We start from the raw sequence: 8,905 nt of genomic DNA, 5'->3' as shown, positions 1-8,905 counted from the left end.
AGAGGCTTTTTCAAGGTATTTGATTAGTTGTCTCTAACTCAGGGATAGAACTGCCTCTAATCCCCTAATAACAATAACTTCAGCCGTTCCTTCTCACAGCCACTTTTTTTGGTGCAAGATCTGAGTTTAAGGAATAAACGGTTACTACACCGGAACTCAAGCTGCTTTTCGGGGGAAGAGCATGACGTTCAAAATTATTGTTAAGTGATCAAAAGTACCTACCTGAATGGCAAACCGCTGTAGGTATTATTAACAATTTGAGACCTATCTTTTGATATCACAAATCATTACGCTCTTTAAATATCGATCGGTTCAAGCCATATATTCACCTTTCCCCGGCTACAGGAGAAAAATAAAGTTGACCGGAAGAACGTTAATAAACAGAGAAAACCAAGGAGTTTAAAAGGATTGACCGGGGCTAGTCCGAAAATTTCAGGTATTAGCCAGTTCCATAGAACAATAACGAGTGAGTATTTTATTAGAGGTTCAATCAGCGAATTCAACATCGACCACAGAAAAAAATAAATACACTGTCCCCAATTGATGGTGGTGTCATTGGACTGGATATTGTAAGAATCACCCATTACTTTTTACCGGATATTCATAGGTAAATAACAATCTCGCTAGAATCGTCAGCCCAATTGCTTGAAGCCATGAAACTTTTTGAATCTCAAACATTGTGGGCATTAGCCAATTCCAGAGCATAAATACCAAAGGGCTCCAAAGAATTGAAATCAAGATTAAAACAGGAATTCGTATTAAGGATTTGATGGTTGATACCTTGAGGGTCTCGAATATCCGATTTGTAATAGTCTTATCAATTTCAGATGGTGTCATAATTTCTCTCGTAGGATAAGCTAACCTGATTTTCCATAAATGTAACAAAAATTTAATTAATCTAAGTTTTATTAAAATTGGATTAATTCTAGGTAAAACTTAGTATTTTACTGATACTCAATCGCTAAACTTTAAACATATTTTGGTTGTTGCTTAATTACGAAATGGTTTCACCAAAAAGGCGGATGTTATGATAGTTTAAATAATAAATAAAAAGCCTAATTCATAACTCCAACATTGTCTTGATGCAAAGCGCGAGTGGGGGAAACCACGCCAGTTGCTCTTGGGGAGGTCACTTATACAGAGCATTTGTACATTAGCTATAGCTCCCTCATGGGTTTCAGCTTACTCTGATAGTACATAGTTCATCTCTGCTGCCACTTTGATCTACTCCCAATTTGATCAGAACTTAAGAGACACAGGGATGAAAGGCTTTGTAAGCCATGAGTTTTACCTCTTGCTGCTATTCATTTCAATCAAGATATTTATAGAATGTCAGATAATTTCCTGGCTTCGCAGTACCCTTAAGGGTACCTTTTTTGTTAAGAATTATTAACGTTAAGTTATTTTAGCTATAGCATTTTCAGACATGCTATAGTTCAGTATCTAATCAATATTTTCCCGATTAGCACAAAAATTATTAACAACAAGCTTCATCTATAGTCTAATCTGAATAGATTCCAAACAAGACAGCGATCGCCTTTGAATGTAGAATGTAGAATTGGGAATTTAGAATTAAGAATTAATAATTAATAATTAAGAATTGAGAATTGGGAATTCTGACTTCTGCCTTCTGACTTCTGCCTTCTGCCTTCTGACTTCTGCCTTCTGCCTTCTGCCTTCTGCCTTCAACCTTAAAACCTTCAACCTTAAAACCTTCAACCTTAAAACCTTGGCCTATTGGCCACGCTACGCGAACAACCTTCAACACTCTGCGAGCATAATCGCTCCAATAATTCCTTCGGAATAGTCTCAAAATCCTCCAACAAAAAATCCATAATCGCCAGATGACGCAAGTGACCAGCAGTGGGAGGGTAACAGCGACGACTGGTGGAAAACCAGCCATTAACCGTGTGAACAGAACAGGAGCAGATCAAAGCAATATCTTCGTGAGTTACGTCCCACTTCTGGTAGAACCGTTGCGGTGTCATGCCCAATTCCAAGTAACTATACAGTCGGATTAGAATTTGCTCTCGCTCCGTGATGGGACAGGGATAGGAATTTTCCTGCTTCGGTTCCGTCTGTTGTCCAAGCTGTTCAAGACCCTCCATTGCTTCACGATAATCGATGGGATGATGTATAAATCGTTTGTTTGCCATTATGATAGAGTTACCTAAACTGTAGTTTGGGAAAGAGCCGCGCTTGTGGCCGGTCAAGCGAAAAGCGCGGCTTTTTTTGGGATGTTTATAGTATAAACATTGGCTAGGGTTGTTGTCAAGTGGAAAATAAAAAAAATTGAGACAACTTATAAAGTTTTTAATAATTATTTACAAGTAAAAAATTAGGAGGTAGTAGTTAGTAGTTAGGAGTTAGTAGTTAGGAGTTAGTAGTTATAAAGGTGGATAATTTACTGCATCCCCATAAGGAAAGAATAAAATTGATTCTTTATTCTGTCTCCTATCTCCTGTCTCCTGTCTCCTGTTTGAGTTAGTAGTTAGGAGGGAGGAGTATTGAGGTAGGAGTATTGAGGTAGGAGTATTGAGGTAGGAGGTAGGAGTATTTAGGTAGTAGGGAGGAGTATTGAGGTAGGAGGTAGGAGTTATAAAAGCACATACCAACAAGGCTAAAACCTTTATCTGTCAATGCTTTGAGAGTTAATCAGCAAGATCTATAGTTATCACCCGGTCTAACCCGACCAGAGTAAGGCGTTCGCGTAGCGGCGACCTAGGAGAATCGCACTTGGTCCGATCCCAGGCACGAAATAAAATGTTGGTTGGGTTAGACGAATGTGAACTACCCCGACGTCAACGAAGTAAGTCGGGGTAGTTCACTTACCAATTCTCTGTAACAATGTGCTTAATCATTGCCTTGCTATTTCTGTGTAATCACGCCCATAACAGCTGCTGTATTAAGCGCATTTTCCTAGAGAATTGGTAATCGATCATTTATTTTTTGTCAGTCCCTTACGCGTCCAATATCAGCGGAAAGATCTGGATTTCAGCTTTTCCTTCATTGGGATCAGTACTCCATGTGGTATCTTTTCGCTCAGGCCAGTTCATATACTCCACTATTGGATAAACATATCCTGTAGTGTCCTCTGCATAGAAAGCCATTGTTTTCGGCAGCCAAAGGTCATCACCTTTGATGATCAGAACCATAGTCTGGAAGTAGTATAAATTCTCCGGCATGTCTAGAGAGTATGCAATCGCTTTGCCTTGTTCCCGATGCACTGTATCGAGTTGGAAAGTCTTAATTTGCGGGGTTCTATCTTGTCTTGGCACGTCAGAGTATAGGGTGTATAATTCTAGAGGACTACTAGATTCGCTCCATTGAGACCTGGATGTAATCGCCAGAAAATGAAGGGTTTTGATTCTTGGTACAGACATTGTGTATTTACTTCTCCTTTCGGTTTTGTTTGTCTACATCCTTAAGACGATTTCGCCGATAAATTTCTGAATTTTTGCGCTAACTAAAAGGATCATTTATTTTTTGGAAGTCCCTTACACGTCCAGTAGCAGGGGAAAGATCTCGATTTTAGCTTTTCCCTCCTTCGGATCAGTACTCCATGTGGTATCTTTTCGCTCAGGCCAGTTTATATACTCCACTATTGGATAAACATATCCTGTAGTGTCCTCTGCATAGAAAGCCATTGTTTTCGGCAGCCACAGGTCATCACCTTTGATGATCAGAACCATATTCTCGAAGTAGTATAAATTCTCGGGCATGTCTAGAGAGCATGCAATCGCTTTGCCTTGTTCCCGATGCCCTGTATCGAGTTGGAAGCTCTTAATTTGCGGCCCTAGATCAGGTCTTTGCACGTCATAGGATCGGGTGTCTAATTCTAGAAGACTACTAGATTCGCTCCATTGAGACCTGGATGTGATCGCCAGAAAATGAAGGGTTTTGATTTTTGGTACAGACATTGTGTATTTCCTTATCCTTTCGGTTTTGTTTCTCTACACCGTTAAGACGATTTTTAAGACGATTTAGCCGAGGAATTTAGGAATTTTTGCGCTAACCCAAAGAACAATTTAGGTGCGCTTGACCCATTAAGAATTAAATTCGCTCAAGGTGCGCTTTCCAATGGCCGGGGAACCCGGCCTTGGGTCGCACCTATCGGCAAAGCCGACGGGGGGCGCGTTCGGGTCGCACCTCAGGAAATGAATTTTGAATTTTGATAGTTTTTTCAGCTGTCGGTGGGCTTCTCGGACTCTCGTGGCTCCCTTTTCGGATGATCAATCTATCACCTAGATCAGAAACCAACTCACTCCTATCCCTCACAAACTTATGACTTGGGAGTGAACATTGGAAAGGCAAAATTAACTTAGAAAATAGGGTAGTAGCATTGACACTCCCCTTCCTTTCACAAAGCGTCGCCTCAACACACCGATAACCATCTTTATTTACTTCTATATTTACTTCTAATTTGAAGTCCAGATAATTACCCTTAATAAAAATCTCCCCATCTCCCCATCTGCCAACACTCCCCACACTCCCCACACTCCCCACACTTTTATTATGGGTATTCAACCGCACTTGATCTAAGGTCTCCTCAGAAGTAGCCGCAACAGGAACCGACTCAGAGTGCTGCAGTGATCGGCGTTTCGGCAAAGCCGACGCTTCGCGTTCGCGTAGCGTGGCCAAAGGCCTCAGCCGCGCCAAAGGCGATGGGCGAAGCCCCGCTTTCAGCGATCGCACTTCTTCACCCACAACACTCTCCACTTCCTTTACCGCAACAGATGATGTCACCGTATCGCCCACAATCGCTTCAACTTCCCCATTCTCCTGGGACATTTCCCCAATTGCTGACTCTGTTGCCTCATTAGTTGGCGTAACCGATAATTCCCTATCAGTCTCATCCTCGCCGATAAAATATCCCCTCAACTCCTCTCGCAGAATGGCCCGCGCCTGGGAGATGCGCTTGCAGACATTTTGGTAGGAAATCTCTTGCTGTTTGGCTATCTCTCGATGAGACAGTTCTTGAGAAAAGTGCAAGATAAACGTCTGGTGCAGCCGACCAGGTAAGTTATCAATGGCACGGCGGATAGCAATCTTTTTCTCGTCTGTCTCCAAAGCCCTTTGTGGGGTATCGTCACAGAAAACTAATCCTTTTTCCTCTGGAATCCCTTCTATATCCTCAACATGGTTAGCGCTGCGACAATGTTCTCGATGAATATCCACGCAGAGATTATGAGTCAGCTTTGTCAGCCAAGCCTTAAAATTAGCAATTTTCCCCCTAAATTTTTGCACCTTCTCCCATGCCTTGATCATCGCCCGACTCAGGGCATCTTCAGCATTAGTAGGGTTTCCACCCATCCACCTGAGACAGCGATGATAGAGATAGTCTCGATATTGCTGCCATTGCTGCCAAAACTCTTTCTGTGAAAAGTGATGGGATTGGCTCAATGCAGTGGAAGTAGAAGTGGCTTCTAATGGAATATCTGACATCATAATTGCTCAACTTGTAGTAAATTCTAATCAAATTGACGTAAGCATATGGGCTAGATCACAGCGTCGAAGCCTGTGCCACGCACGCTACTTGAGGTGCGTTCAGTGGTCAGCGAACAGCGGTCAGCGAACAGTGGTCAGCTGACGTAACAGAGATTAAACCAATGCTTACGTGTTGTCTTGATCCCAAGCGCGAGTGGAGAGGGGCTGCGTGGGTCACCTGCCTCCGCACCTTGAAAATCCCGTGGAAACCCCGGCAGTCGCTGATGGGGGGAACCCCCGTGAGGCCACTGCATCGCTTATTCAAAAGCTGTTTGGTGTACCGTGGCACAGGCTTTGACGCTGTGATCCATAACCTGTTCGCGTAGCGTGGCCAAAGGCCTTTAGCACCTCAAGTAGCACCATCTGTAGCGCATTAGCTGTTCGCGTTCGCGAAGCGTCGGCTTTGCCGAAAGCGTGGCCAAAGGCCTTTAGCACCACAAGTAGCGCATTAGCTGTTGGCGTAGCGTGCGCGTAGCGCATTAGCTGAATGCTTAAGATTCAAGAGTATTATGATTGGTTTATTATTATTGAATCTAATAGTGGCGAGTATTTTATCGATGAATATAAAAAGGTAGCACTTTCAAAATCCCGTTCTAAACATCCAAGTGAGTACAATTACTTGGTTAAGAGAGACAATCTTAATTTCTGGGGTAGAAATAAGATCAATTGTGCTCATGTATTTCTCATTGTTGTACCTGTCAACTTATTTTTCTTGGGTTTGGCTGAGTTTTTCTCTCACCACATTTTTATGATAGCTAGTAATTTTTAAGGCCACAGTACCCCTGAGGGTACTATTAATTCTATAAGTAGTCAGTTGATTGAATGATGGCCATTATAAGGGTTTTTAAAATAGAGGTACCTTGTAGCTATATTGGGTTATCTCCCCCCAGATACTGTTGAGATACCCCCAGTACAAATATCCACAGAGCTAATTGCCAGGCCTTAAGTAGCTGGACCAAATAAACCTCGCGGTATTAACTTGTGTAAAGTTGCCAAAAATTCCTCTGTTCCCTGTTCCCTGTTCCCTGTTCCCTATTTCAACAGTTAATTTTACTTTTGTCCGACTACTTATATGCTAGGGGTTTTGTGGATAGGTGATGTCGGTTATATGCCGAGGGTCGATGTAAAGGCAGCTGTTTGCTCGGACTCTATCTTGATAGCGATCGCTTTTAGCGGAAGCTTCGCTTCATCGCGTAGCGTCTCTGTAGGAGAATCGCATCGCACCACCCATCTCCCTCATTTTCATTCGATCAGAATTTGGAAAAATCTTTAAGTTCCGGTAACCCCAGTTACTTGCCTTAACAATACTATAAAATGTATTATAAACAACGCGAAATAGCTGATAATCTATTGAGGATTTCGGCTCTAATGGTAATATATTTGGTTGGTTTGATACTATTAAAAAACTTTTATCTGTAGTTTTTGATACTAATTTAGATGAGCTTACCCTGAGGAAGTATACGATAGCTCTAGTTGGACAGGTGCGGAGCTGACGTGGGGATACTGTCAAAAAAGGTACCCTTACGGGTACTGTCACAAATCTGATGATTTTTAATACTGGATTTAAGTGAGCCTGCAATCTATTAAACAGATGGGAGCACCTTTAATGACATCATCCTTTGATACGGAAATCGGGATTGCTCTAAGCACGAGCAGTTGGAACGTTGGTGATTTTAGGCTTTTTGAGAGTACACAACCTGATGTCATTCTCTATATGCCCAATCGATCTTTTTTGGTAGTTAATTCAGATAATAAACAATATCAGGCTACCTTAACGGTCTTTCGCAAGTGGGACCAAGGAATCGATTCGGTCAAGGGGGGGGCATTAAGCTTTACAGCAACCTTGATGCCCCAATATGACTTCCTAACCCAAGAGGCTCTCAAGCAAGAGTGGGGAAGGGAAATTCTCAAAAGTGGATATTTTTTGGGAGAAAATCTACAGTTTTTGCCCTTGCCTATTCGTAACATTCAAGTCCAAATCCTGCTAGATCCGTCACTAGGAAAGGTAACTATCCCAGAGGTTGAGGCTACGAGTTCTGTCAGTGCGGGTGAAACCACCTCCTTATTGCTGGACTTGACTGCAAAAGGCGCTCAGAAGTGGGTAGAAAACATTCAGTCCGGGACCCAACTAACCGGGGGACTGATATTCACTTATGAGTATCCTCAAGTGCTACCGCAAGTACAGGCTCAGATTCATGTGAAAGGTAAAAGCATTTTTGCAAACCTCTCTTCTGTGCTCAAGCTCAAGGAGGATGGCTACTACTACGGAACCAGAGAAGAAGTTGACAGAGCTTGGGAGCAGTTAGTTCAAGATCAATTGATTGAAATTAAGCTTCCAGAACCGCTTCCCCCCGAATTAACGGGAATGGAAGAAAACCTGCTCAAGACCTTTGCGGAACAGGTGCAGCACGATCTATTTAATCGGTTGTTTGAGCCTATCTCAAATACTGAAACTGCCACAATTGGGACTGCTGATCATCCAGAGAGTCCCACGTCAGGAGTAATGTACAAGCTGACGTGGCGTGAAGAAATGGATGCGGTTGAGCTGAGTTTTGAGCTCAGTGTCGATGGTGGTTGGACGTGGTTGAAAGGTAGCGTGAGTAAAGATTTCACAACGCTGTTCGGTGAAATTGATTCCAGCTACATCAACACGATCTACCAAGAACAATCGTTTCCTGTTTCCATCACAGTCCAGGGTGACCCTCTGTTGAGTACAGTAGCGCTGTCCTGGTCAACCGATGACGGGAAAGTGCCAGAAGCTCTCGTTTTTGGTTCTGAAGGTGGCAAGCTTGAATACACCCTTATCAGTCGGAATCCTGACAAGGTCACGATTCCCTATCAGGCAAAGGTGGGTTTCAAGCTAGCTAAATGGCCCGTGATTGAGGTAGAAGGGGCTGCCACTGTTGCCGAAGGGGGAAACCAAATTTTATTGGAGCCAGGCAAATGGATCTGTAATCTGATGATTCATCTACAGATTCGAGAGGGCGATCAGACAAAACCACCTGCTGAATTACCTCGTGGTGATTATCTGGTGGTGAATATATCTTACACCGGACCCCATCTCTCAACTCGGATTCGAGAATCTGCGCGGATTTCGCCTTTGGCACCGATGCGGTTTACCTATCTGCAAGATCCAAAAGGACGATCAAGTCAATTGTACCTGAGTGCTAATGGTGTTTTAGAGCTGATTTGTAAAGAGAATCTAAAGGAAACTCAATGACGGGCTGAGTAGCCTGTAACCTATATGACGAAATGAGTTGAACCACTGTATCCATGAGTCGTTTGCCTGATATCGCCAATCCCCACCGCCAAGCCTATCCGAGTGATATGAGTGATAGGGCTTGGGTTGTGCTGCGTAGGCTGATACCAGAGCCGAAGGGATTTGGACATCCGAGGATGGTTAACCTACGGGAGATTA

General features: G+C 43.1%; 6 protein-coding genes. 1 reads left to right on the top strand and 5 read right to left on the bottom strand.

Features of this window, described 5'->3' with window-relative positions:
- Nucleotides 1-1,721: 1,721 nt before the first annotated feature.
- The 5 genes from F6K46_RS36355 to F6K46_RS36335 all read right to left on the bottom strand — a co-directional run bounded on the left by F6K46_RS36355 (nucleotide 1,722) and on the right by F6K46_RS36335 (nucleotide 5,967).
- Nucleotides 1,722-2,156: a hypothetical protein gene (locus F6K46_RS36355; protein ID WP_293067455.1), complete on the bottom strand. Its 435-nt coding sequence runs from the start codon at nucleotides 2,154-2,156 to the stop codon at nucleotides 1,722-1,724.
- An 804-nt stretch (nucleotides 2,157-2,960) separates the two neighbouring features.
- Nucleotides 2,961-3,383, bottom strand: coding sequence for a hypothetical protein (locus tag F6K46_RS36350; protein ID WP_293067452.1), 423 nt, complete (start codon nucleotides 3,381-3,383; stop codon nucleotides 2,961-2,963).
- Nucleotides 3,384-3,497: 114 nt separating this feature from the next.
- Entirely contained in the window at nucleotides 3,498-3,920 is a 423-nt protein-coding gene (locus F6K46_RS36345) for a hypothetical protein (RefSeq protein ID WP_293067450.1), read from the bottom strand.
- Nucleotides 3,921-4,110: 190 nt separating this feature from the next.
- Complete coding sequence (locus F6K46_RS36340) at nucleotides 4,111-5,448, bottom strand: sigma-70 family RNA polymerase sigma factor (protein WP_293067447.1); 1,338 nt, start codon at nucleotides 5,446-5,448, stop codon at nucleotides 4,111-4,113.
- Between the two features lie 300 nt (nucleotides 5,449-5,748).
- Entirely contained in the window at nucleotides 5,749-5,967 is a 219-nt protein-coding gene (locus F6K46_RS36335) for a hypothetical protein (protein WP_293067445.1), read from the bottom strand.
- A gap of 1,126 nt (nucleotides 5,968-7,093) precedes the next feature.
- Here F6K46_RS36335 and F6K46_RS36330 point away from each other — a divergent pair.
- Entirely contained in the window at nucleotides 7,094-8,707 is a 1,614-nt protein-coding gene (locus tag F6K46_RS36330) for a hypothetical protein (protein WP_293067442.1), read from the top strand.
- Nucleotides 8,708-8,905 lie beyond the last annotated feature (198 nt).

The sequence above is a fragment of the Moorena sp. SIO3E8 genome, from assembly GCF_010692445.1.
GTDB classification, from domain to species: domain Bacteria; phylum Cyanobacteriota; class Cyanobacteriia; order Cyanobacteriales; family Coleofasciculaceae; genus Moorena; species Moorena bouillonii.
Note: the sequence above shows the minus strand (reverse complement) of the source record. Positions and strands in the feature narration are given on the sequence as shown.